General features: G+C 67.9%; 18 protein-coding genes, 1 tRNA gene and 2 pseudogenes. 9 read left to right on the top strand and 12 right to left on the bottom strand.

Annotated features, from left to right (window positions below; translation table 11 throughout):
• Positions 1-22: 22 nt before the first annotated feature.
• Positions 23-1,051 (top strand): alpha/beta hydrolase, encoded by a 1,029-nt coding sequence (locus RT2_RS13895; protein WP_072845427.1) that lies wholly within the window; start codon positions 23-25, stop codon positions 1,049-1,051.
• A gap of 28 nt (positions 1,052-1,079) precedes the next feature.
• On the opposite strand, the gene RT2_RS13890 is transcribed toward RT2_RS13895, so the two are convergent.
• The 6 genes from RT2_RS13890 to RT2_RS13865 all read right to left on the bottom strand — a co-directional run bounded on the left by RT2_RS13890 (position 1,080) and on the right by RT2_RS13865 (position 5,728).
• The gene (locus RT2_RS13890; protein WP_072845375.1) at positions 1,080-1,589 is read right to left on the bottom strand and encodes a GNAT family N-acetyltransferase; all 510 of its coding nucleotides are present in this window, start codon (positions 1,587-1,589) and stop codon (positions 1,080-1,082) included.
• 31 nt (positions 1,590-1,620) lie between these two features.
• Complete coding sequence (locus RT2_RS13885) at positions 1,621-2,295, bottom strand: hypothetical protein (protein WP_072845374.1); 675 nt, start codon at positions 2,293-2,295, stop codon at positions 1,621-1,623.
• 165 nt (positions 2,296-2,460) lie between these two features.
• Positions 2,461-3,096, bottom strand: a complete 636-nt coding sequence (locus tag RT2_RS13880; protein ID WP_072845426.1) for a DUF2461 domain-containing protein — start codon at positions 3,094-3,096, stop codon at positions 2,461-2,463.
• A gap of 74 nt (positions 3,097-3,170) precedes the next feature.
• Entirely contained in the window at positions 3,171-4,151 is a 981-nt protein-coding gene (locus RT2_RS13875) for a ribose-phosphate diphosphokinase (RefSeq protein ID WP_072845373.1), read from the bottom strand.
• A complete protein-coding gene (gene glmU, locus RT2_RS13870; protein ID WP_072845372.1) occupies positions 4,148-5,626 on the bottom strand; it encodes a bifunctional UDP-N-acetylglucosamine diphosphorylase/glucosamine-1-phosphate N-acetyltransferase GlmU in 1,479 nt (492 codons plus the stop codon). Before glmU ends, RT2_RS13875 begins: the two co-directional genes overlap by 4 nt.
• 31 nt (positions 5,627-5,657) lie before the next feature.
• Positions 5,658-5,728 (bottom strand) — tRNA-Gln (locus RT2_RS13865).
• Between the two features lie 132 nt (positions 5,729-5,860).
• On the opposite strand from RT2_RS13865, the gene RT2_RS13860 reads away from it, so the two are divergent.
• The 5 genes from RT2_RS13860 (at position 5,861) to lhgD (ending at position 13,180) form a co-directional block, all read left to right on the top strand.
• On the top strand, positions 5,861-6,499 hold the full coding sequence (locus RT2_RS13860; protein WP_174556713.1) for a TetR/AcrR family transcriptional regulator: 639 nt from the start codon (positions 5,861-5,863) through the stop codon (positions 6,497-6,499).
• A 166-nt stretch (positions 6,500-6,665) separates the two neighbouring features.
• Positions 6,666-7,301 (top strand): ScbR family autoregulator-binding transcription factor, encoded by a 636-nt coding sequence (locus tag RT2_RS13855; protein WP_072845370.1) that lies wholly within the window; start codon positions 6,666-6,668, stop codon positions 7,299-7,301.
• 204 nt (positions 7,302-7,505) lie between these two features.
• Positions 7,506-11,075 (top strand): transcription-repair coupling factor, encoded by a 3,570-nt coding sequence (gene mfd / locus RT2_RS13850; protein WP_371851168.1) that lies wholly within the window; start codon positions 7,506-7,508, stop codon positions 11,073-11,075.
• 4 nt (positions 11,076-11,079) lie between these two features.
• Positions 11,080-11,958, top strand: coding sequence for a nucleoside triphosphate pyrophosphohydrolase (locus RT2_RS13845; RefSeq protein WP_072845425.1), 879 nt, complete (start codon positions 11,080-11,082; stop codon positions 11,956-11,958).
• 28 nt (positions 11,959-11,986) lie between these two features.
• Positions 11,987-13,180: an L-2-hydroxyglutarate dehydrogenase gene (gene lhgD, locus RT2_RS13840; RefSeq protein ID WP_072845424.1), complete on the top strand. Its 1,194-nt coding sequence runs from the start codon at positions 11,987-11,989 to the stop codon at positions 13,178-13,180.
• 172 nt (positions 13,181-13,352) lie between these two features.
• Here lhgD and RT2_RS13835 read toward each other — a convergent pair.
• The 3 genes and pseudogenes from RT2_RS13835 to RT2_RS13825 all read right to left on the bottom strand — a co-directional run.
• Positions 13,353-13,585, bottom strand: a pseudogene (locus RT2_RS13835) (UDP binding domain-containing protein); the annotation flags it as partial.
• Positions 13,586-13,672: 87 nt separating this feature from the next.
• Complete coding sequence (locus RT2_RS13830; RefSeq protein ID WP_072845368.1) at positions 13,673-14,731, bottom strand: GNAT family N-acetyltransferase; 1,059 nt, start codon at positions 14,729-14,731, stop codon at positions 13,673-13,675.
• A complete protein-coding gene (locus RT2_RS13825; protein WP_072845367.1) occupies positions 14,728-15,630 on the bottom strand; it encodes a glycosyltransferase family 2 protein in 903 nt (300 codons plus the stop codon). Before RT2_RS13825 ends, RT2_RS13830 begins: the two co-directional genes overlap by 4 nt.
• A gap of 142 nt (positions 15,631-15,772) precedes the next feature.
• On the opposite strand from RT2_RS13825, the pseudogene RT2_RS13820 reads away from it, so the two are divergent.
• A pseudogene (locus RT2_RS13820) lies at positions 15,773-16,193 on the top strand (transposase); the annotation flags it as partial.
• Positions 16,194-16,297: 104 nt separating this feature from the next.
• Here the strand turns inward: RT2_RS13820 and RT2_RS13815 are convergent.
• Complete coding sequence (locus RT2_RS13815; RefSeq protein ID WP_245709463.1) at positions 16,298-16,771, bottom strand: YdcF family protein; 474 nt, start codon at positions 16,769-16,771, stop codon at positions 16,298-16,300.
• 561 nt (positions 16,772-17,332) lie between these two features.
• Positions 17,333-18,232 (bottom strand): NAD-dependent epimerase/dehydratase family protein, encoded by a 900-nt coding sequence (locus RT2_RS13805; protein WP_072845364.1) that lies wholly within the window; start codon positions 18,230-18,232, stop codon positions 17,333-17,335.
• Between the two features lie 138 nt (positions 18,233-18,370).
• Between RT2_RS13805 and RT2_RS13800 the strand changes: the two genes are divergently transcribed.
• Both RT2_RS13800 and gmd read left to right on the top strand, forming a co-directional pair.
• Positions 18,371-19,636 (top strand): glycosyltransferase family 4 protein, encoded by a 1,266-nt coding sequence (locus RT2_RS13800; protein ID WP_245709476.1) that lies wholly within the window; start codon positions 18,371-18,373, stop codon positions 19,634-19,636.
• The gene (gene gmd, locus RT2_RS13795; protein ID WP_072845363.1) at positions 19,633-20,670 is read left to right on the top strand and encodes a GDP-mannose 4,6-dehydratase; all 1,038 of its coding nucleotides are present in this window, start codon (positions 19,633-19,635) and stop codon (positions 20,668-20,670) included. Before RT2_RS13800 ends, gmd begins: the two co-directional genes overlap by 4 nt.
• Positions 20,671-20,680: 10 nt before the next feature.
• On the opposite strand, the gene RT2_RS13790 is transcribed toward gmd, so the two are convergent.
• Positions 20,681-21,637, bottom strand: coding sequence for a GDP-L-fucose synthase family protein (locus tag RT2_RS13790; RefSeq protein WP_072845362.1), 957 nt, complete (start codon positions 21,635-21,637; stop codon positions 20,681-20,683).
• Between the last annotated feature and the right edge of the window lie 70 nt (positions 21,638-21,707).

Raw genomic sequence — 21,707 nt, 5'->3', positions numbered from 1 at the left:
AGTCAAAGTGCGAGGAGCGACCATGAACGCGATCGGACACTGCCGGACCTTCCTCGTCGTTGCCGTCATCGCCGCGTCGAGCCTCTTCGGGGGGGTGGCGTCGGCGGACGCGTGGCGAACCCTCCCAGCCGAGAAACCTGCATCGGCAGACGGATCCGTCCTCGACCACGTCGAAGAGGTCGGCGACCGTCAGCTGAACATGTACGTCTACTCGGCAGCGATGGAGAAGGTGGTCCTGCTCGAGGTGATCCGCCCCGCGGATCCCAGCGTGCCCCGTCCGACGCTGTACCTGCTCAACGGTGCCGGTGGGGGCGAGGACACGGCAACCTGGCAGGCCAAGACCGATGTGGTCGGCTTCTTCGCCGACAAGAACGTCAACGTCGTCACCCCGGTCGGCGGCGCCTACAGCTACTACACCGACTGGGAGAAGCCCGATCCCGTCCTCGGCCTCAACAAGTGGACCACCTTCTTCACCGAGGAACTTCCCCCGATCGTCGACGCCACGCTCGAGACGACCGGGGTCAACGCCATCGCAGGACTGTCGATGTCGGGGACTTCCGTCCTGAGCCTGGCCCAGGCCGCCCCCAAGTTGTATCGCACGGTCGGCGCCTTCAGCGGGTGCGCCGAGACCAGCACCGCGCCCGGCCGCGACTACGTCAACTTCGTCGTCGGCTTCCGCGGCGGAGACGTCGAAAACATGTGGGGACCGCCCGACAGTCCGGACTGGGTGGCCAACGACCCCGTCGTCAACGCCGAGAAGCTGCGCGGTATGAACCTGTACATCACCAACGGCACCGGGATGCCCGGCCCCCACGAGACCCTCGACGCACCGGGGGTCAACGGAGACCCGGGCGTCCTGGCCAACCAGGTGATCGTGGGCGGAGTCATCGAGGCGGGCACCAACGAGTGCACGCATCGGCTGGCCGACAGGTTGAATGCGCTGGGAATCCCGGCCACCTACGACTTCCGGCCCACCGGCACCCACTCGTGGGGCTACTGGCAGGACGACCTGCACAACTCCTGGCCCATGATCGCCGACTCCCTCAACTGATTCGCAGCTGGTCGGGACCGGCCGACTGCTACTCCGGCGGCGTCTCGACGGGCAGCGTCAGCTGCATGATCGTCAGGTCCAGCCAGCGGCCGAACTTGACGCCGACCTCCGGCATCTGCGCGACGACGCGGAAGCCGAACCGTTCGTGCAGTGCGATGGATGTGGTGTTGGTCGACTCGATGTTCGCCACCACGGCGTGCACCCGGCCGGCGCGGGCGCGCTCGATCAGCTCCGCCATCAGCGCCTTCGCGATGCCCTTGCGGTGGTGGTCGACGTGCACGTACACCGAGTTCTCCACGGTGTGCCGGTAGCCGCTCTTGGTACGCCACGCCCCGTACGACGCGTACCCGGCCACCTTGTCGCGGTCGACCGCGACCAGCACGGGGAACCCGGACGCCTGTCGCCCCTCGAGCCACGCGCGCCGGTCCTCGACGTCCACCGTCTCCTCGTCCCACACGGCCGTGGAGTTGCGCACGGCCTCGTTGTGGATCTCGAGGATGCCCGGCAGGTCGTCGTGGCCGGCGTCGCGGATCAGCATGGGGCGTAGGTCATCTCAGTTGCCTGTCAACTCAGTTGCTCAGGCCGCGGCGGGTCTTCTCCAGCGCGGCCAGCATGCGCAGGATCGAGGTCTTCTGGTTGCCGAGGTCGGCAAGGCGGGCCCGGGCGGCGAGCCCCTGGCCGGTCTCCGCGACCGTGATCTGCTCGTCGACCGAGGAGAGCTGGTCCAGCAGTCCGGTGACGCGAGCCTCGAGGGTGGCCAGGTCCACCGTCGTGGTCGCCGACGCAGCCGGCGTCTTGGTGGCCCCGGAGGTCGACGCAGACGCGCCGGCGGCGGTGGACCGGGGTGCGGCCGCACGGCGGGCCGGTGCGGCCGTCTCGGCGACCACAGCGGCCGCACGCGGACGCAGGGCCTTGCGCACGAGTGCCGGGTCCGGCGGGTTCTGCAGGCGGGTGCCGTTCAACGCGGCGCGCGCGTCGCGAGCGGTGACGCGCCACTCGCGCTCCTCCTCGTCGTCGGACTGCAGCGTGCCGCCGAGCGGGCGCAGACCGTACATCCCGAGGAAGCGTCGCGCGCCTTCGATGATCTCCTCGTTCGTGCGGCAGGTGCCGCAGCGAGGCTCGTTGCGGTAGGTCTCCACCGAGTCGTCGTCACCGCACCAGACGCAGGCGCCGGGAACCCAACGTCGGGCCGCCTGCATCGTCGTGGTTCCGGCCGGGACATCGAGAGTCTGCGCGTCAATCACAGCGCATGACAATAGGGCAGAGCGCGACGGCGCACGACACCGGATCGTTACGAACCTGCATTTCTCCGTTCCAGCGTGATCAATCTCATGGTCACCGCCCCGGCGGCGAGGCCTCATAGCGCACAAACGGTTGTCGCGCAAGAAGATTCCGGGCGGTCTGTACCGCTACGACGGATCGCCGAGCACGTCCGACGACCACTCCACGAGCGGCGTCAGCGCCGCCCAGGCGGCGGCCACCTCGGCGGCCGCGCGGGCGGTGGCGAGCCACTCCGGGGCGCCGAACGCGCGGCCCGCGGTGAGGGAGCGGTGACGCAGCAGATCGATCCGCGGATGGTCGGCGGCGAAGCCCCGCGGCCGCGTCTTGAGCCGGTCCCCGCCGATCTCGAATCCCGCGGTGCGGAGGTCGGCGGTGATGCGCTCGAGTTGCCCGCCACGCAGCGCCCCGTCGACCGCGGCGCGGTACCGGGCGACCCGGTCGGGGGTGTGCTGGTAGAAGCCGCCCGCGACGAAGAGCCCGGAGGCGTCGACCTGGACGTAGTAGCCGAGGCCGGAGCGGACGTCGACGAAGCCGCCCTGATGGGTCTTGTAGGGGGTCTTGTCTTTCGAGAACCGGACGTCGCGGTACGGCCGGAAGACCTTGCCGGCCCCGAACTGCGGCTCGAGTTCGGCGAGCAGTTCGGTCATCGGCGCGCGGACGCACTCGTCGTAGACCGCCTTGTGCGCGGTCCACCAACTCTTGCTGTTGTCCGCCTCGAGATCCTCGTAGAAGTCGAGTGCCGCGACGGGAAATCCTGTGAACACCACAGGGAAAGGCTAACGCTCGTGCGCGTTTGACGGGTCCGTAGACACGTCAAACGCGCACGAGCGCGAAGCGACTAGGCGATGCCGTTGAAGAGCGAGGTCACCGAGCCGTTCTCGAAGACCTCCTTGATGGTGCGCGCGAGCAGCGGGGCGATCGAGAGGACGGTCAGCGTCGGGAAACGCTTCTCCTCGGGGATCGGCAGCGTGTTGGTCGCGATGACCTCCTTGGCGCCGCACGACGCGAGCCGCTCGGCGGCCGGGTGGGAGAAGATCCCGTGCGTGGTGGCGATGATGACGTCGCCCGCGCCGGCGTCCTTGAGCACCTTCACCGCGCCGGCGATGGTGCCACCGGTGTCGATCATGTCGTCGATCAGCACGCAGGTGCGGCCGCTGACGTCACCGACGACCCGGTTCGACTTGACCTGGTTGGGTACCAGCGGGTCGCGGGTCTTGTGCACGAACGCCAGCGGCGCGCCGTCGAGGGCGTCGGCCCACTTCTCGGCGACCTTGACCCGGCCCGCGTCCGGGGAGACCACGCAGATGTTCTCGGTGCCGTAGTTCTCACGCACGTACTCGGCGAGCTGGCCCTGCGCGTGCATGTGGTCGACGGGGCCGTCGAAGAAGCCCTGGATCTGGTCGGTGTGCAGGTCGACGGTGATGATCCGGTCCGCGCCCGCGGTCTTGAGCAGGTCCGCGATCAGGCGGGCCGAGATGGGCTCACGGCCGCGGTGCTTCTTGTCCTGCCGGGCGTACGGGTAGAACGGCAGCACCGCGGTGATGCGCTTGGCGGATCCACGCTTGAGGGCGTCGATCATGATGAGCTGCTCCATCACCCACTGGTTCAGCGGCGCGGGGTGGCTCTGCAGGACGAAGGCGTCGCTGCCGCGCACCGATTCCTCGAACCGGACGAAGATCTCGCCGTTCGCAAAGTCCGTGGCCGTCTGCGGGGTGATCTGGATGTCGAGTTCCTTGGCCACCTGCTCGGCCAGTTCCGGGTGGGCGCGACCGGAGAAGAGCATGAGGTTCTTCTGGTTGTCGATCCAATTCGCGGTCACTGCTCTTCGCCGTCCTTGTTCGTGTTCTCGATGTGTTGCTGCTGTGCCCGCGAGGCCGCCTCGGCCGCCGCAGTGCCGGGTCGGTTCCGCTCGACCCAGCCTTCAATATTGCGCTGCTTGCCTCCGGAGACGGCGAGCGCCCCCGGCGGAACGTCGAACCGCAGCACCGTTCCGGCTCCGGTGTAAGCACCGTCACCCACCTGCACCGGAGCGACGAACATGGTGTCCGACCCCGTCCGCACGTGCGACCCCACCACGGTACGGCTCTTGCCGACCCCGTCGTAGTTGACGAACACGCTCGACGCCCCGATGTTGCTGTGGTCGCCGATGGTCGCGTCGCCCACGTAGGTCAGGTGCGGCACCTTCGAGTGCGCACCCACCTCCGAGTTCTTCACCTCGACGAAGGCCCCGAGCTTGCCGGCGGCGCCGAGCACCGTGCCGGGACGCAGGTAGGTGTAGGGCCCGACGGTCGCGCCCGCACCGATCGTGGACCGGTCGGCGTGCGTGCGGACGACGGTGGCGCCTTCTCCGACGGTGACGTCGGTGAGCGTGCTGTCCGGGCCGACGACCGCGTCCTCGTCGATGGTGGTGCGTCCGCGTAGCTGGACGCCGGGTTCGAGGGTGACGTCGCGGCCGATGGTCACGCCGACGTCGACCCAGGTCGTGGCGGGGTCGATCACGGTCACGCCGGCTCGCATGTGGGTCTCGAGAATGCGGCGGTTCATCTCCCGACCCAAGGCCGCCAACTGCACCCGGTCGTTGGCGCCTGCGACCTTCACCGGATCTGCGAGCAGGGCTGAGTAGACGTCGCGACCGGTCTCGCGGGCGATCTTCAGCACGTCGGTGAGGTACAGCTCTCGCTGCGCATTGTGGGTGTTGAGTCGGCCGAGTGCGTGCCGCAGCACCGCGGCATCGAAGGCGTAGACACCCGAATTGACCTCGGTGATCATGACCTGCCGCGGCGTTGCGTCGGCATGCTCGACGATCTCCATGACATCGCCGTCCGAATTCCGGACGATGCGGCCGTAGCCGTTCGCGTCGTCAGGAACGAAGGTCAGCACGGTCACCGCGGCAGGCGTCGGCGCCGACAGGTGCTCGTCGAGCAGTCCGTGCAGGGTGTGGCCGTCGAGCAGGGGCACGTCCGCGGAGGTGACGACCACGGTGCCGGCGAAGTCTGCCGGCAGGGCGCTCAGGCCGCACGCGACCGCGTGGCCGGTGCCGTTCTGCTCTTCCTGGACTGCCGTGGCGATCTCGAGGTCCAGTTCCTTCGCGACCTCGGCGACCGCGGCGCCGACGGCCTCGCGGGCGTGACCGACCACGGTGACCAGGTGGGCCGGCTCGAGTTCGGCCGCTGCGTGCAGGGAGTGGGCGAGCATCGTGCGACCGCCCAGGGTGTGCAGCACCTTGGGGGTCTTGGACCGCATTCGCGTCCCCGCTCCCGCAGCGAGGACTACTACGGCGGTCTCGACCGGCATGAATCTCCCTCGAAAAGTCGTCGTTCTCGCGCTCCGCCGCCAGGACTCGAACCTGAACTATCTGAACCAAAATCAGAGGTGCTGCCATTACACTACGGCGGATCATTGCGACAGCGGAGCGCTATCAACCCTGGGCCGACGCGCCCGCTGTGCGCCCACGATCTTCGCATGCGCGCGCCGAATCGGTCGAACCGCATCGCCGAAAATACCCGACCGGCCGATAGGCTGGCCGACATGTCCCGACCACCGCAGGCCACTCCCGACCGACCGGCCCGGACCCGGATGACCGGCACCCAGCGCCGGCAGCAGCTGATCGAGATCGGCCGCAGCGTGTTCGCCGAACGGGGGTACGAGGCGGCGTCGATCGAGGAGATCTCTACCCGTGCCAACGTCTCCAAGCCGGTCGTCTACGAGCACTTCGGCGGCAAGGAGGGGCTGTACGCGGTGGTGGTGGACCGGGAGATGTCCACGCTGCTGGAGATGATCACCTCCTCGCTGACCCAGAACCGCTCCCGGGTCCGGGTCGAACGGGTCGCGCTGGCCCTGCTGACCTACGTCGAGGAACGGACCGACGGTTTCCGGATCCTGGTCCGTGACTCGCCGGTCGCGGCCAAGGAGGGCACCTACTCGAGCCTGCTCAACGAGGCGGTCAGCCAGGTCGGGCACATCCTGGCGGGCGACTTCTCGCGGCGCGGGTTCGACGCGGCGCTGGCCCCGCTGTACGCGCAGGCGCTGGTCGGGATGGTCGCCACCACCGCGACCTGGTGGCTCGACGAGCGCTCCCCGTCGAAGGAGGTAGTCGCCGCGCACCTGGTGAACCTGTGCTGGAACGGCCTGACCAACCTGGAGGAGAACCCGCAGCTCGGGGAGTAGCCGGTGGTCCGGTGGGTTCCTGACGTCGATGGTGCAGACAATCCAGGCGCCGTACTGCCGAGTCCGTCCCTAGCTCGACTCGCAGTCGCAATCGGGGGAAGTTCACCAGTCAGGTGTTACGTTTCGACCACATTCGACAGGTAGTCGGTCACCAGAGGCGGGGTGGATGGTCAGGCAGGAACGGGCCGAGGCGACCCGGAACGCGGTCCTGCTCGCGGCGGCCGAGGTGTTCGCGCGGTTGGGATACGCGCCGGCGAATCTGAGCGAGATCATCGCCGCGTCGGGTGTCACGAAGGGCTCGCTGTACTTCCACTTCGCGTCCAAAGAAGATCTGGCTCGCGGCGTGATCGACGAGGGCAGCCGACGGCTCGACGCGGCCTGCGCGCCGCTGGCCGACATGCGAGATCCCGCGCTGGAGGTCATGATCGGCCTGTCCTACCTGGTCACGGACGTGGCAGCCGCGGATCCCGTCGTCGCCGCGATGTTCCGTCTGCACCACGAGATCGGCGATCACCGCGGGACGGGCGACAACGTCGTCGCGACGTGGCAGAAGTACCAGGTGGCGCTGGCCGCTCGTGCCGTCGCGGAGGGCGACATCGTGCCCGACGCCGATGCGGAGGCGATCGGGATCTTCACCTTCGAGACGCTGTTCGGCGCACGCGTGGTGGCGCACGCGACCGGGACGCTCGATCAGCTCCCGGCCCGGATGGAACGCGCCTGGTACTACATGCTCCCGGCGTTGGTGGGGGAGGAGAAGGTTCCCTACTTCCGGCAGTTCGCGGCGCGACGTTCCCGTCGCTGACCGGGCAGCGCGGGCTGTCGGTACCCGGGCCTAGAATCCACTGTGGTCGTCCGCGCGGCGTCCGAAACCCGTTCGGCAAGCTCAGGAGCATCGACGTTGCCTTCCCGTACTCCGCACGACCCGAGCCCGGCAGTCACGGATCCGTCGCCCTACCCGTTGGCGGGGGTGTTCGCCACGGCTGTCGCGGACGTCGCGTTCGACGGGGTGCGCGCGGCGCTGGGCCGCACCGACCTCGCCGTCGTCGCACCCGCGCCGGCCCGGCCGTTCGTCGCTGCCGCGATCGCCGAGCACGCGCAGCTGTTGCTGGTCACCGCGGCCGGACGCGAGGCCGACGACCTCACCGCCGAGCTGCAGGAGGTGTTCGGCGCCGCTGTTGCGCAGTTCCCGTCCTGGGAGACCCTGCCGCACGAACGGCTGTCCCCGGGCGCGGACACCGTCGGACGACGGATGCAGGTGCTGCGCCGGCTGGCTCGTCCTGACGACGCCGACTACGGCCCGCCCCTGCGGGTGGTGGTGACCACCGTGCGGTCGCTGGTGCAGCCGATGGCGCCGGGCCTCGGCGAGATCGAACCGGTCACCCTGCGCGTCGGTACCGAGACGCCGTTCGACGGGTTGATCCAGCGGCTGGTGGAGATGGCCTACACGCGGGTCGACATGGTCGGCAAGCGCGGCGAGTTCGCGGTCCGCGGCGGCATCCTGGATGTGTTTGCTCCCACCGCCGATCATCCTGTGCGGGTGGAGTTCTGGGGCGACGAGGTGACCGAGCTGCGGGCCTTCTCGGTGGCCGACCAGCGCTCGTTGCCGGAGCTCGAGGTGGCCGCGTTGATCGCGCCGCCGTGTCGTGAGCTGCTGCTCACCGAACTGGTCCGGGACCGGGCCGCGGCGTTGTCCGCCGACAACCAGGCAGACGCCGCGCTGGTCGAGATGCTCGACAAGCTGTCCGCCGGCATCCCCGTGGAGGGCATGGAGGCGCTGCTGCCGGTGCTGCAGGGCGGCGAGCTGGTACTGCTCACCGACGTGCTGCCCGAGGGCACCCACGTGTTGCTCTGCGATCCCGAGAAGATCCGAACCCGCGCAACCGATCTGGTGCGGACCGGCCAGGAGTTCCTGGAGGCGTCCTGGACCGCGGCCTCGATCGGCGCGGCGGCCCCGCTGGACACCTCCACCCTGGACACGTCGAGCGTGGGCGGCGCCGGCATCGACCTGGCGGCGTCGGCCTACCGCTCGCTGCGGCACGTGCGGGAGAGCGTCGAGGCACGGGGCCGTCCGTGGTGGACGGTGAGCCCGCTGGCGTCCGGCAACGCCGACGAATTGGTGCTCGACGTCAAACAGGCGCCCGAGGTCCGCGGCTCCGACGACCTGCTCGCCGAGTTGTTCGTCTCGCTGCGTGCTCATGTGAGCACCGGTGGGCGGGCCGCGATCGTGGTCGCCGGCGCCGGTACCGCGCTGCGCGTGCGCGAGCGCCTGGCCGAGGCGGAGGTGCCGGTGGCGGCCCTCGAACCGGGCGCGGCGCCCGCCCGCGGCCAGGTGAGTGTGCTGTGCGGCAGCCTGCACGACGGCCTGGTGCTCGCCGGCTCCGACGACGTCCCGGGCCTGGTGCTGATCTCCGAGTCGGACCTGACCGGCAACCGGGTGGCGGCGGTGGGCGACGGCAGGCGACTGCCCGCCAAGCGGCGCAACCAGGTCGATCCGCTCGCGCTCTCCGCGGGCGACATGGTGGTGCACGACCAGCACGGCATCGGCCGCTTCGTCGAGATGGTCGAGCGCACCGTCGGCGGGGCCCGGCGCGAGTACCTCGTCATCGAGTACGCGGCCAGCAAGCGGGGCCATCCCGGCGACCGGCTGTTCGTGCCGATGGAGTCCCTCGACCAGCTCTCCCGTTACGTCGGCGGCGAGCTGCCCGCGCTCTCGAAGCTCGGCGGGTCTGACTGGACCAATACGAAACACAAGGCGCGCAAGGCAGTTCGGGAGATCGCGGGTGAGCTGGTGCAGCTGTACGCGGCCCGGCAGGCCGCGCCCGGTCATGCGTTCGGCCCGGACACGCCGTGGCAGCGCGAGATGGAGGACGCGTTCGCGTTCACCGAGACCCAGGATCAGCTGACGGTGATCAGCGAGGTCAAGTCGGACATGGAGAAGCCGGTCCCGATGGACCGCGTCGTCATCGGTGACGTCGGCTACGGCAAGACCGAGATCGCGGTGCGCGCCGCGTTCAAGGCCGTGCAGGACGGCAAACAGGTGGCCGTGCTCGTCCCGACCACCCTGCTCGCGCAGCAGCACCTGCAGACCTTCACCGAGCGGATGGCGTCGTTCCCGGTCAAGGTGCGCGGGCTGTCCCGGTTCACCGATGCGGGGGACTCGAAGGAGATCATCGCGGGCATGGCCGACGGCGAGGTCGACGTCGTGGTCGGTACCCACCGGCTGCTGCAGACCGCCATCCGCTGGAAGGACCTCGGTCTGGTGATCGTCGACGAGGAGCAGCGATTCGGCGTCGAGCACAAGGAACACATCAAGGCGCTGCGCACGCACGTCGACGTGCTGACGATGTCGGCCACGCCGATTCCACGGACGCTCGAGATGAGCATGGCCGGGATCCGCGAGATGTCGACAATCCTCACCCCGCCGGAGGAGCGGCACCCGATCCTCACCTACGTGGGCGCCTACGCCGACAAGCAGGTGGCGGCGGCCATTCGTCGCGAACTGCTGCGGGACGGCCAGGTGTTCTATGTGCACAACCGGGTCAGCTCGATCGACAAGGCGGCCAAGCGGCTTCGGGAGCTCGTGCCCGAGGCGCGGGTGGTCGTCGCGCACGGTCAGATGAACGAGGAGACCCTCGAGAGGACCGTGCAGGGCTTCTGGGAGCGCGAGTTCGACGTGCTGGTGTGCACGACGATCATCGAGACCGGGTTGGACATTTCCAACGCGAACACCCTGATAGTCGAGCGGGCCGACTCGTTGGGCCTGTCGCAGCTGCACCAGCTGCGCGGGCGGGTCGGCCGCAGCCGCGAGCGCGGCTACGCGTACTTCCTGTACCCACCGGAGAAGCCGCTCACCGAGACCGCCTACGACCGGCTCGCGACCATCTCGCAGAATTCCGACCTCGGCGCCGGCATGGCCGTCGCCATGAAGGACCTCGAGATCCGCGGCGCCGGAAACGTGTTGGGTGCCGAGCAGTCCGGTCACGTCGCGGGCGTCGGCTTCGACCTGTACGTGCGGCTGGTCGGCGAGGCGGTGGAGGCATACCGGGCCATCGCCGACGGCCGTCCGGTCACCACCGAGGAGGCCACGAAGGAGGTGCGCATCGACCTGCCGGTGGACGCGCACATCCCACCGGATTACGTGACCAGCGACCGGCTCAGGCTCGAGGCGTACCGGAAACTGGCGGCGGCGGCTGACACCGACGCGATCGCCGCGGTCATCGACGAGCTCGTCGACCGCTACGGCCCGCTCCCGGAGGAGGTCCAGCGGCTGGTGTCGGTCGCCCGACTGCGCCTGCTGTGCCGCGAGTACGGCATCGAGGAGGTTTCGGTCGCCGGGACGCAGCTCAAGATCGCGCCCATGCAGCTCCCCGACTCGAAGCAGCTGCGGCTCAAGCGGATCTACCCGAGCGCCCAGTACCGGGCCACCACCGGGATGGTGCAGATGCCGTTGCCGCGCACCGGTTCCGGCGGGATCGGCGCCGACCGGGTGCGGGACGTGGAGCTGCTGCAGTACATCGCGGACTTCCTGCTCGCGATGGACGGCAAGGCCGCGGGCGCCGTCGACGTGAGTGCGTGACGCGATGACGGTGGTGCTGCTCGACCCGCGTCGGCCCGATGTGGTGCCCGCCAAGGCCGTGCCGCTGCTGCGGGGGCCGGTGGAGTACGCGGAGGACGTGCCCGCCGAGGTGCGTGAGGTGCTCCGGCTGCCGCACCAGCCCGGCGCCCTGGTGCTGGTGGCGATGGACCGCGACAGCGCCGCGGTGCGGCACCGGACCGGTTCCGGCGAAGCGGTGGTGGCCGTCGAACCGTCGCCGGGGGAGGGGCTGCTCGAGGCGGTCGAGGTGATGGACCGACTGTGGGGATTCGGCGGCTGGGAGGTCACCCAGACCCACGACTCGCTGCGCCGCTACCTGCTCGAGGAGACCTACGAGCTGCTCGACGCCGTCCAGGAGGAGGACCCGGAAGGGGTCCGGGAGGAACTCGGGGACCTGCTGCTGCAGGTGCTCTTCCACTCGCGTATCGCCGAGGCGGCGGGCCAGTTCACCGTCGACGACGTCGCACGCACCCTGGTCACCAAACTGGCAAGGCGCAGCCCGCACCTGACCAATGGCCACACCGGACCGATCGACGTGGCAGACCAGGAGGCCGCGTGGGAGGTGGCCAAGGCCGCGGAGAAGGCCAGGGCGTCGTGCATCGACGGCATCGCCATGGCGCAGCCCGCGCTCGCGCTGGCGGAGAAGGTGATCGAGCGGGCGACGAAGGCTGGGCTGCCGGCGGACTTGGTGCCCGAGGAGCTTCGTGTGGTGCGGTTGGGCGATAGCGCCGAGGACCGGGTGCGCAAGACGGTGTTGACGTTCGTGGCGCGGATCCGGGCGACGGAAGTTGCCGCGCACGCGGACGGGATCGAGCCGGGGCGGCTCGACACGGACGCGTGGGCGCGATACTGGATCGCAGAGTAGCTTTCCACCGCACAATGTGGGGGTGTCGATGTACGACTACTGCGTCATCGGCGGGGGCATCGTCGGAGTCGCCACCGCCCGGGAGATCCTGCGCCGGCGGCCGGGTGTCCGCCTGCTCCTGCTGGAGAAGGCCGACAGGCTCGGCGCCGCGCAGACCGGGCACAACAGCGGCGTCATCCACTCGGGCATCTACTACCAGCCGGGCAGCCTCAAGGCGGAGCTGAGCAGGCGTGGGGCTCAGTTGACGAAGGAGTTCGCCGCCGAGCACGGCATCGCCTTCGACGTGCGCGGCAAGCTCTTGGTCGCGACCGACGCCGTCGAACACGCGCGAATGCGGGCGCTGTACGAGCGTTCCCAGGCCAACGGGCTGGACGTGGAGGTGCTCGACGGTGCCGAACTGCGGCGTACCGAACCGGCGGTCACCGGCGTCGGCGCGTTGTTCGTGCCCACCACCGGAATTGTCGACTACCGCAGGGTCACCGAGGTCCTGGCGGACATCGTCCGAGCATCTGGCGGCGAGGTCCGCCTCGGTGCCGAGGTTGTCGGCATCGCCGAGTCGGGGGATCGAGTGGTGGTGGACAGCCCGGCGGGTTCGTGGTCGGCCCGGCGCCTGGTGGTGTGCGCGGGCCTGCAGGCGGATCGGATGGCCCGGCTCGCCGGGATCCGCACGGACTTTCAGATCGTGCCCTTCCGGGGCGAGTACTACCAGCTTCCGGCGCACCGCTCGAAGCTGGTGCATCACCTGATCTACCCGATTCCCGATCCCGACCTGCCGTTTCTCGGTGTGCACCTGAGTCCGACGGTCGAGGGCCGGCTCACGGTGGGCCCGAACGCTGTGCTCGGGATGGCCCGCGAGGGGTATCGGAAATTCAGCTTCGACGGAGGGGACGTCTGGGAGTACGCGAGGTTCCCCGGCACCTACCGGGTCGCACGCGCGAACGTTCGTACCGGCCTCGGCGAGCTGCGCGATTCGCTGTTCAAGCGCGGGTACCTCGCCCGGTGCCGAAAGTACTGTCCCGAGCTGACCCTGGCCGATCTGCTGCCGCGCGAGGCGGGGATCAGGGCGCAGGCAGTGCAGCGCGACGGGACGCTGGTGCACGACTTCCTGATCGAGCAGACACCTCGCTCGGTGCACGTGCTCAACGCGCCGTCGCCGGCCGCGACCTCGGCGCTCCCGATCGCGGAACTCATTGCAGGGCAACTGTTGTCGGACAACAGCTAACCATCCTCGACACCAATGCAACGGCGGCGGGCCGTCTCCGGCCTCCGGAAACGTCTACGGTGACGCCACACTTCGCCGAACAGAAACGCGCTGCGACACCGATGATCAGACAGAGGGCGAACAACTCCCAGAGTGCGAACAGGCCGAGATGCTCGAGTGCGATGCGGGTGGCACGGATCTCCCGCCATTCGGTCACGCCAGTACGGCGTCAGCGCCCTCGAACACCTCCGCCGCGCGCGTCGTGTAGTTCAAGGTGGGGAACAGCGCTCGCGAATTGTCCATCGCCCTGGGGTCGTACACGTTCACCGTCGTCGCACCCTGCAGTTGAATCTGCTCCGCCACGTTCAGTGCTGGGGAGTTACGGGCATCGTCGGAATCGGGTTTGAATGCGGCACCGAGGACAGAGCCCCCGTATGGTTGGCTGACCAATCGTGCCGTGTCGCGTATTGAACGACCGACCCGAAGCCTGCAGCGAATGGATACACGTCGCATTCAGGTACGCGCCCTTAGCGCCCTGACGAGGCGCCGCGCCCCCGGTGCGAGGGGCGAGGATTTGATCGCGGCCTCTCCTGCCCTCGCAGCTCGGCGAGTGAGGCTGCGCGTCACGACTCCCTGGCACACCGTGGTCTCTCCGGTCTTTGCCCGCCTTTTGTACTCGTCCTCACCGCGACCCAGATCGATCCGCCTCACCCCCAGACTTGGGGCAGCAATCACCAACTCGCGCAGTAACATCCAGCCTGGAGCCAGTTGTGCGAACGTCGGGTCGTAGACCGGAAACCACCAGTGCAGCACCCTGTCAGATCGCAAGCCGAAATGCGCTGCGATCAGATGCGGCCCCGCGTACAACGTCGACAGCACTCCGCCGAAGTTGGGGTCGCGCGTGTGCAGCAGCCGTGACATCAGATCGACCCGCGCAGGCTTCCCGAAGTAGTCGCGCGCGCCCGTCGCCGCGTACTGTCCCCGCTTGAGTTCGATCAAGCGAGCCAGCGCCGCCGGGTCCGGGTCGTCCGCTGTGAACGTCACCCGCCCGTAGGTGCGCTCGGTCCTGGCCAGGTGCCGCCGCGCCTGTCCCATATTCTCCCTGCCCCCCCGCGAGGCGCGCCCTAGGTAGTCGTCCAGCCCACCCGACACATCGAGATACGGCGAAGTGCGGCAACTCTCGATCCATGGGGCGAAGTCAGCCAACCCGGTGACCAGGTGATCGAAGGTGAACGTCTTCACCCCGCCCGTCAACAGCCCCCGAACCGGAAAGCTCGCCCCTCCCACCAACAAAGGACCCTGGAAATCGGCAGCGGGCCATCCCACGGGCGCCAACGTCGATCGGTGTCGGTGCACAGGCAACAAGCCGCTGACCTCCCCGTCGAGACCCTTCATCACCGCGACGTGCACGGTCCGGCCGGTGGCGTGCACCGCCCCGGCGAAACCCGGATGAAAGTACGGGCTGTCTAGTTCTGCGACCGCGTTCCGAATGCGGTGCCACGCCTCGAAATCGACCCGCTCGTACGGAACCAGACCGATTGTCCCGACCCGCAGCTCCCGCCGGTGGGTCATCCACCGGCCAAACTGGTGAGGCGCTGGGAGGGACGGACCAACGCGATGAACGCGGCTCGCGAGCACGGGCGCCCGGCCAGAGCCCGGACTCCTTCACCTGCGGTCACAGCGAGTGCATAGGCAATTGTTGCAAGGAGCCGACGCCTGCGTCGAAACAAGCGAATCTTGTTGACAGCGATCAGGCCGGCCAGTGCGGGGCTGAATCCGGAGGCGGCGCCGAGGTGTTCGACCACGGCGGCAGGCTCGTACCAGAGCGCCCAGCCCTGGTCCGCGGCCCGGAGGATGAAGTCGGTCTCCTCGCTGTAGAGGAGGAACGACTCATCCCATTCACCGGTGGTGCGCAGCGCCTCGACAGACATCAGGAGGGCGGCCCCCGTGGCCCAGGCGGCGGGGCCGGGTGTGGCGTGCGGTTCCGGGGCTTTGATCAGTTCTCCGAATCGTCCGGCCCGGCTGCCGCCGACCACCGCCTCCACGACGGCCCGATGGACTGCGGGCATCCTGCGCAGAGTCGGTTGCAGGGTTCCGTCGGGGTTGACGAGCCGCGGGGCTGCGATACCGTAGCCAGGACGCTGCACGGCATCAGCAAGTGCGGCGAGGGCTCCGGGGCGCAGTCGGCAGTCCGGGTTCAGGACGCAGACTGCGTCCAGCGCATCGAGATCGAGGACGGCAACACCAGCGTTGAATCCGGCGGCGTAGCCCGCGTTGCGCCCCATCCGGACCGTGGTCACTCGAGATGCTTCGGCGACAGCCACCGAATTGTCGACGGAGGCGTTGTCGACGACCACCGTCGCGGCGAGTTCGACCCCGCGTTGCCCCTGGACGAGCGAGTTCAGGCAGCCCGGCAGTACGTCGGCACTGTCGTAGGTGACGATCACGATACCGATTCGGGGCTCAGTCATGGACTCTCACAACCGTCCGAGATCTGGTTGGCCGCACATTCGCTGAGCTTAGTCCTCGTTTCGAGGATTGCGACAGGGTATTTTCGAAGCCCTGGTCGCGCATGTGCCGGCCGCTCCGAGGCCCGCGCCACGCACCGCAACGAAGACCGTGTCGACGACCAGCGGCGATGTCGAGTTGAAGATCGGCGAAGCTGCGTTCGGGGTCGTTCTTCCTGTCCCTGCTCGAACGTCGCCACCGGATGGGCAAGGCCCCTGGATCAGGGAGGTGGACGTGCCGGGGCGCGCACGCGGTCTCCCAGGCTCTGGTGGTGGCGGCCGGGGTGTCGATCGACGGGACCCGTGAGGCTCTCGGCACCGCAGTCGGGGACAGTGGGTCGTTCGAGTTCTGGCGGGAGTTCCTGATCGGACTGCGTGGCCGCGGCCTGCTGGGGTGCGCCTGGTCGTCTCCGACGCCCGTGCGGTTTTGAAAGATGCTGTGGTGCAAAAGTTTACCTGGTCGGCCTGGCAACGCCGCCGCGTGCATTTCATGCGCAAACCGGCAGGCCGTGGTGCACTCGAAGCACGTTCTGTCCTCACGCCAGCTACCCCTACCGGCGCGAGATCTGGCTCAAACGTGTTGCGGGATGGGATCGATCGGTCGCCTGCGCCCCCGAAGCTCGTCTCGCCGTCAACAACCTGTTTGCGCGACTGCCTTCAGGTACCCCGCGGTCTGGTACACGTACTCGGAGACCCATCTCGGAGCGGATATGTCGCCCGGGCTCGCCACCATGGTCAGGTCTCCGTCGAAGCAGCGTTGCAGGATGAACCTGGCGCGGGAAATGTGCGGCGTGAAGGTCACGACGATGAGGTGGCGCCAGCCGTACTGCTCGGCTCGGCGGCGCAGTTCGCGAGCCTCGCCTCGGGTTGTGGGTGGATCCGGAACGAAGCAGTCCAAGTCGATCCCAGGGGGTGGCACCTTGCAGGCGTGCGTCAACCAGCGGTTGTCTTCCCCCACCGGATTCGATACAACCACGTGGGGCGCCCAGCCTTCCAGCCCAAGCCCGATGCCGAACGGGTATCGGCTCGTGTCGGCCCCGCCCAAGATGAAGATCGCGTCGGCGGGTCGCAGCGGATCGATCTGCGGTCGGACGTAGACGGGCACGCCGCCTGCCATGGCTGTGCAGAGCAGAAGGCAGACCGCCGCTGCAGTTCTTCGCAGGCTGCGGCGCCGGCGCCCGCTCACCAATGTCATGGCGCGTCGCAGAACGCGGCCACGAACGCGTGGTATGTGGCTGGCGCAGCCGACTTCGGCGGGGGCTCGTGCTCGCCCCGGGCGTGGGTCATTGCCCGTCCGAGCGGAGCTCCACACCACAGGTGAGACCGCTCGACGGTGCGCAGATCGATCGCATCGACCGTTCGCAGCCGGTGCGGCCGGACCCGAACTGCGTCGCGCCCGGCGACCGTCGGCGGCTCGTCGAGGCGGACCTGCCGGCGGCGTGTGGCGGATGGGACGTACGAGCCCCATGAGAAGGTGACCAGCAGCGAGCCGAATCGCTCGTCGCGGGCGAGCGCAGACAGCGTCTGGTCTGGTGGCCGGCAGAATTCGCGGCTGGCCGCGTCGTCGACCATCTCGCACGCGAACGGGACAACGACGTCCGCTCGGGGTATGGCCGAATGTGACTGCACGACAACACAGGTTACTCGCTGCTATCTCCTGACGTCACTACATGTGACGTTCCCGGTACCACTCGACTGTCGTGGCGAGGCCGTCGTCCAAGGAGGTTCGCGCCTGCCATCCCAATAGCTCCCGCGTACGCTGAACATCAGCGAGTAGCGAGGTTTCCCGCGGCCTGTCGGGGACCTCTCCGAACTGTGGCTGAGTCGTTCCGTCGACCAGTCGAACGATCCGCTCCACAATCGAGTGAACCGAGACCAGTTCGCCGGATCCGACATCGAGGGATTCCCCCGCGATGTCGTCGGTCGATGCCGCCCCGATGAAGGCTTCCACGACATCGTCGACGTACACCCAATCGAACTCGTGAACACCGCTGGTCAGCTGGGGGACAGCGCCGCGCAGAAGAGACCGAGTCACGTACGGGATGAGTTTCTCGTAGTCGCCCTGTCCAGGCCCGTACACCATCGAAGGTCTGAGATTCACCACCGGAATTCCATAGCAGGCGTGAAACATGCGTGCATATATCGAAATTGCCGCCTTTGAGGCTGCATACGGAGACGTTGGAATCTGGTCGGGCTTGGGCTCTGTTGCCGACCCAGACAGGACCACGCGAGGTCCGCCGATTTCGCACGCCGAAGTCAACAGGTTGACCGTCGACAACAGGTTGTTTCGTGTTGTCGACGGGAACAGGGCCAACTCTCTCGATCCATTGACCTCGCCTGCCAGGTGAAATACGAGATCGGGTCGAACTTCCTCCATCAACTGGTGTGCAGCCGGATACTCGGCGAGGTCGGTCTGCCACCAGCAGGCGCTGTCGCTTGCGCGGTCGTGCCGAGACACGCCGTGTACTTCGGCGCCCAGTTCCTGCAGTCTGGCGCACAGGTGGGATCCAATGAATCCGGCGGCCCCGGTAACGAGCACGCGCTGAGGCGCAAGAGTCGATTGCATGTCGATGCCACCTCAGGTCTATGGCGTGACCACGCTATCAGCTCTGGCCGGTCCTCGGCATGGGGAACATTCGGGACCAAGGCAGAACAACTCGCTAATCGTCCCTTTCGATACCGTCAGCCTTTACGCTCGGTAACTGTGACCGGTCAGCGGATCCGACTCGCCGTCCTCGGGATCAACTATGCACCCGAGTCGACCGGAATTGCGCCGTACACGGCCGGACTCGCGACCGGTCTCGCCGCTCGCGGACACGATGTCCAGGTATTGACCGGGTATCCGCATTATCCGCAGTGGCGGCGCGCGGACGGATACCCGGGCCTGCGGTCCGAGGAGTATCAAGGAACCGTACGGGTCCGCCGGTTCAACCACTCCGTGCCGGCGCGAAACTCCGCCCGAGGTCGTGCCGCGATGGAACTGAGCTTCGGTCTGCAGCTCATTACCGCCGGATGGAATCGGCCTGAGGTGGTGGTTTGTGTGAGCCCCCCGCTTCTCGCCGCTGCGATGGCCACCACTCGCGCACGGTTGACGCGGCGACGGCCGGCAGTCGGATTGCTCATCCATGACGTGTACAGCCGGGCGGTCGTCGAGACGGAGGCGATGTCGGGTGCCCCAGCACGTGCCGTTCGTGCCCTCGAGTCGGCTACCGCACGGGGCGCAGACAGCGTCGTGGTCATTCACAGCGGGTTCACAACTGACCTGGTTGAAAGGCTGGGCGTCGATCGGAGTCGGATTCGCGTGATCCGCAACTGGACCCATATCGCACCGGCGGATCCCCTCGCGAGTGCCGCCTTCCGCACCGCGCGTGGCTGGGGTGACGACGACATCGTGGTACTGCACGCTGGCAACATGGGCGCAAAGCAGGGACTGGAGAACGTGATCGAGGCAGCCCGAATGGCCGGCGACCACCAACGCCGGGTCCGGTTCGTCCTGCTCGGAGATGGCAACCAGCGCGCCAGGCTCCGGGATCAGGCGGTCGGCATCGCGGCACTCGAATTCCTGCCTCCGGTTCCCGAACGCGAGTTCCCGGCTGCCCTCGGCGCTGCGGACGTACTACTGGTCAACGAGCGGCCCGGGGTCGCGCAGATGGCGGTGCCCAGCAAGCTGACCTCGTACTTCACCTCGGGCGTACCCGTACTCGCCGCGACCGATGCCACCGGGTTCACCGCGCACGAGGTCGCCGCTTCGGGCGCGGGGATCTGCGTGCCGGCAGGCCGGCCGGAGCTACTGCTCCGCGAGGCTGTGCGCCTGGGCACCGATCAGGCGGTGGCTCGGCGGCTCGCCGAAGCCGGCCGTCGCTACGTTGCATCCACCCTTTCCGAGGGCACGGCGCTGGACCGATACGAGGAATGGGTCCGGGATCTTGCGGGGGCCCGGCGGGTCCGAATGGGGGAGGGGCACAGATGACCCGGCGTGCGCTCATCACCGGAATCACCGGTCAGGACGGCTCCTACCTGGCGGAGTTACTGCTGAACAAGGGCTACGAGGTGCACGGAATCATTCGTCGTGCCTCGACCTTCAACACCACCCGGATAGACCACCTGTACGTCGACCCGCACACGCCCGGCGCTCGGTTGTTCCTGCACTTCGGGGACCTGGTGGACGGCGCTCGGCTGATCACACTGCTGTCCCGGATCGCGCCCGACGAGGTGTACAACCTGGCGGCACAGTCACACGTTCGGGTCAGCTTCGACGAACCCGAGTACACGGCCGACACCGCGGGTCTGGGCACTGTCCGGCTGCTCGAGGCCGTCCGGCACCTCGACCTGAACTGTCGCTTCTACCAGGCATCCAGTTCGGAGATGTTCGGGTCGTCACCGCCACCGCAGAACGAAGACACCCCGTTTCATCCGCGGTCGCCGTACGGCGTGTCGAAGCTGTTCTCGTACTGGACTGCTCGCAACTACCGGGAGGCCTACGGGCTCTTCACCGTCAACGGCATCCTGTTCAACCACGAGTCGCCGCGGCGCGGCGAAACCTTCGTCACGCGCAAGATCACCCGCGCGGTGGCCCGCATTCATGCCGGTCTCGACCGGCACCTGTACCTCGGGAACGTCGACGTGGTGCGGGACTGGGGCTACGCGCCCGAGTACGTCGAGGGCATGTGGCGGATGATGCACGCCGACGCCCCTGACGACTACGTGCTCGCGACCGGATTTGGCTGTTCGGTGCGTGAGTTCCTCGCATTGGCGTTTGCGCACGTCGGCCTCGACTGGGAGGAGTACGTTCGATTCGACGACCGCTACCTGCGCCCAACGGAGATCGACGCGGTGATCGGCAACTCGTCGAAGGCCCAGTCGGAGCTGGGCTGGAAGGCTCAGGTGCTGGCCCCGGAACTGACAAAGATCATGGTGGCGGCCGATATCCGGGCACTCGAACTCGGCGGTACCCCCTGCATCGACCGGCCTACGCTGCCAGGCTGGGGTGTCGAATCGCGGTGAACCGGAATCCTCAGGTTGGGTGGGCGCCCTGCTGCGCGCGGTACCACTCGTATGTCGCCTGCACGCCCTGGTCGAGCGGGGTGCTCGCCTTCCAGCCAAGCCTGCTCAGCCGCTGCACATCGAGGACCTTGCGTGGCGTGCCATCCGGTTTGTCGGTGTCCCATCGAATCTCGCCGCGATAGCCGACGACCCCGGCGACCAAGTGCGCCAACTCGGCGATCGTCAGGTCTGATCCGGTACCCACATTGATCGGCTGGTCCTCGTCGTAGTTGTCGAGCAGGAAATGGCAGGCCTGCGCCAGGTCGTCCACGTGCAAGAACTCTCGCCTGGCTTTTCCTGTGCCCCAACAGGTCACATGATCAGAGTCTTCGCGTGCAGCCTCGTGAAACCGGCGGATCAGGGCGGGGAGGACGTGACTGTTGTGGAGGTGGAAGTTGTCACCTGGGCCGTAGAGGCTGGCCGGCATCGCGGAGATGTACCGCAGCCCGTGCTGTCTGCGGATGGCCGCAATCTGCGCGATACCGGCGATCTTGGCGATCGCGTAGCCCTCGTTGGTCTCCTCGAGTGCGCCCGTCAACAGCGCATCCTCGCGGATCGGTTGATCGGCATACTTGGGGTAGATGCAACTCGAGCCGAGGAACAGGAACCGCTCGACTCCCGCGGCCACAGCGCAGTCGAGAAGGTTGACCTGGATTCGTAGGTTGTCGGACAGGTACTCCGTCGGCCGATTCGCGTTCGCGGCGATGCCGCCCACCTTGGCGGCCGCAGCAATCACCACGTCCGGTCGCGTCTCGGTGAAGAATGCCGTCGTTGCCACCTGATCACGAAGGTCCAACTCCGTCGACGTCCGCCCGACCAGGTTGTGGAATCCGCAGCCTGCGAAGTGCCGCCACAACGCCGATCCGACGAGCCCCCGGTGACCTGCAATGTAGAGGCGGGCATCTCTCGGTATCGGTTGAAGTGCCATGAATCCATTGTCCCGCCCGCCCCCGCTCGTCAACCCTAGAATCGAGTGATGACCTCCGGCGGTCGACGGG

The sequence above is a fragment of the Rhodococcus tukisamuensis NBRC 100609 genome (genome assembly GCF_001894985.1).
Lineage (GTDB): Bacteria > Actinomycetota > Actinomycetes > Mycobacteriales > Mycobacteriaceae > Rhodococcus_G > Rhodococcus_G tukisamuensis.
This window is presented reverse-complemented; position numbering and strand designations above follow the sequence as displayed.

Bases quoted from the DNA above. Each gene is read 5' to 3' on its own strand.
- RT2_RS13895 (WP_072845427.1), top strand. From the start codon at position 23: ATGAACGCGATCGGACACTGCCGGACCTTCCTCGTCGTTGCCGTCATC.
- RT2_RS13890 (WP_072845375.1), bottom strand. From the start codon at position 1,589: ATGCTGATCCGCGACGCCGGCCACGACGACCTGCCGGGCATCCTCGAG.
- glmU (WP_072845372.1), bottom strand. From the start codon at position 5,626: ATGCCGGTCGAGACCGCCGTAGTAGTCCTCGCTGCGGGAGCGGGGACG.
- RT2_RS13860 (WP_174556713.1), top strand. From the start codon at position 5,861: ATGTCCCGACCACCGCAGGCCACTCCCGACCGACCGGCCCGGACCCGG.
- RT2_RS13855 (WP_072845370.1), top strand. From the start codon at position 6,666: ATGGTCAGGCAGGAACGGGCCGAGGCGACCCGGAACGCGGTCCTGCTC.
- RT2_RS13845 (WP_072845425.1), top strand. From the start codon at position 11,080: ATGACGGTGGTGCTGCTCGACCCGCGTCGGCCCGATGTGGTGCCCGCC.
- lhgD (WP_072845424.1), top strand. From the start codon at position 11,987: ATGTACGACTACTGCGTCATCGGCGGGGGCATCGTCGGAGTCGCCACC.
- RT2_RS13830 (WP_072845368.1), bottom strand. From the start codon at position 14,731: ATGACCCACCGGCGGGAGCTGCGGGTCGGGACAATCGGTCTGGTTCCG.
- RT2_RS13825 (WP_072845367.1), bottom strand. From the start codon at position 15,630: ATGACTGAGCCCCGAATCGGTATCGTGATCGTCACCTACGACAGTGCC.
- RT2_RS13805 (WP_072845364.1), bottom strand. From the start codon at position 18,232: ATGCAATCGACTCTTGCGCCTCAGCGCGTGCTCGTTACCGGGGCCGCC.
- gmd (WP_072845363.1), top strand. From the start codon at position 19,633: ATGACCCGGCGTGCGCTCATCACCGGAATCACCGGTCAGGACGGCTCC.
- RT2_RS13790 (WP_072845362.1), bottom strand. From the start codon at position 21,637: ATGGCACTTCAACCGATACCGAGAGATGCCCGCCTCTACATTGCAGGT.